This window comes from uncultured Clostridium sp. (genome assembly GCF_937920395.1).
Classification (GTDB): Bacteria; Bacillota; Clostridia; order Clostridiales; family Clostridiaceae; genus Clostridium_AD.
In genome coordinates, this window is the sequence record NZ_CALEVF010000192.1 from 1 (window position 1) to 1,654 (window position 1,654).

The 1,654-nt window shown below is 36.9% G+C and carries 2 protein-coding genes; both read right to left on the reverse strand.

Annotated features, from left to right (window positions below; all coding sequences use genetic code 11):
- Positions 1 to 36 precede the first annotated feature (36 nt).
- Positions 37 to 1,128: an IS3 family transposase gene (locus Q0649_RS12395; RefSeq protein WP_298842313.1), complete on the reverse strand. Its 1,092-nt coding sequence runs from the start codon at positions 1,126 to 1,128 to the stop codon at positions 37 to 39.
- A complete protein-coding gene (locus Q0649_RS12400) occupies positions 1,104 to 1,604 on the reverse strand; it encodes a hypothetical protein (RefSeq protein ID WP_298842318.1) in 501 nt (166 codons plus the stop codon). The genes Q0649_RS12395 and Q0649_RS12400 overlap by 25 nt, the downstream gene beginning before the upstream one ends.
- Between the last annotated feature and the right edge of the window lie 50 nt (positions 1,605 to 1,654).

Genomic DNA, 1,654 nt, shown 5'->3' on the forward strand with positions numbered 1-1,654 from the left:
CGGAGTTTGTCAACTTAGTTGTCGTAATTTCTATTTCTAACCTTTTGATGACGATGCCTCTTCTATAATAAGCAACTCTTCGTCTTTTATTGGGTTCAAAGATACATATTTAGGTAAATCCCAATTTCTAATTTCTCTACTCCACCTTTCAGGATGCTTCTCTTTTGCCATTGCATACACTTTTTTTCTATTCTCCATAATCTTTTTGTCCAATCTATAATGCCTCTGGTATGGGGTCAAATATTTGATACCACTATGCATATGAACATTGTTGTACCAGTAAACAAACTTCTTTACCCACTCACGTGCGTCAGAAATACTTACAAATCCACCGTTAGGAAATGTTGGCACATATTTCATTGTCTTAAATAACGATTCTGAGTATGGATTATCATTGCTTACTCTAGGCCGTGAAAATGAGCTCTGTACCCCTAATTTCTCCAATGTAGCAAGGAACGTTGCAGCCTTCATAGGACTTCCATTATCGGAGTGAAGTATAAGAGGTTTACCTAATATTTTTTGAGAAAGAAGAGCACGGCTAACAAGGATCTTGGCATATTCTGCATTCTCTGTTTCCCAAACTTCATAACCAACAATCATACGGCTGAACATATCTAGTATCAGATATAGCTTAAAGTATAGACCTTTCACAGAGCCATCAAGCCATGTTATATCCCATGTCCAAACTTGGTTTTGCGCGGTTGCTATGTGCGTAGCAGCAACTCTTTTCACAGGCGCCTTCGTCTTAAATCTATGAGTGTTTTGTTTTTCTTCTCTAAGTATTCTATGAATCGTAGATTCCGAGGCAATATAAATTCCCTGATCAGCCAGCTTTGGCACTATTTGTGCAGGTACTAAATCGGCATAGTCATTACTATTTATTACCTGAATAATCTCAGCTCTTTCTTCATCACTAAGTTTATTTTTAGGAGGCTTCCGACATACTAGCGGGCGTTTATCTTCCGTTGAGTCAGGGGTTAGTGACCATCGCTCGTAAGTCCTAGTTGATATTCCAACCTCATTGCAGCAGGGACTTAACCTAGCACCGGAATGTACAGCTTCATTAATCAGTTCTAAAGCTTTAATGCGATCTGAGGCACTGATTAGTCTTCCTCTTGGTCCCCCCAAATCGCATGAACGTTTTTTCTTAGTACTAATAATGCTGCGGTTTCAGCTAAAGCTTTTTCTTTAAATCTAAGCTCTTTTTGAATTTTTATGACTTTATCTTTTTCTTCTTTTAGCTCACCTTTTAACTTTTTAGGATCTTCGATGCTGCCGTTGTTTGCATTCATGCATTGTGATTTCCATACCTTTATATCATCTTTATATGTACCTTTCCTTCGGCAATATTCACCAAGTTCTTGCTCGGTTAAAGAGGCCGACTCAAGAACCATGTGAAACTTTTCCTCTGATGTCCAATCCCCATTTAGTCTTAAAATCTTTATTCCTTCTTTTTTCTCAGCATCTTTAATCCATTTATAAATTGTACCTTTATTTATCTTTTTATCTAGAGATACTTTAGTTATGCTTTCTTTATCTGAACCAGTTACTCTTGCAAGTATTTCTTTTCTTATTTCTTCAGAATACCCAATTTTACTCACCATGATATCTTTCCCCTTTCGTAAAGCCTATACTGTATAGTATACTATAATTC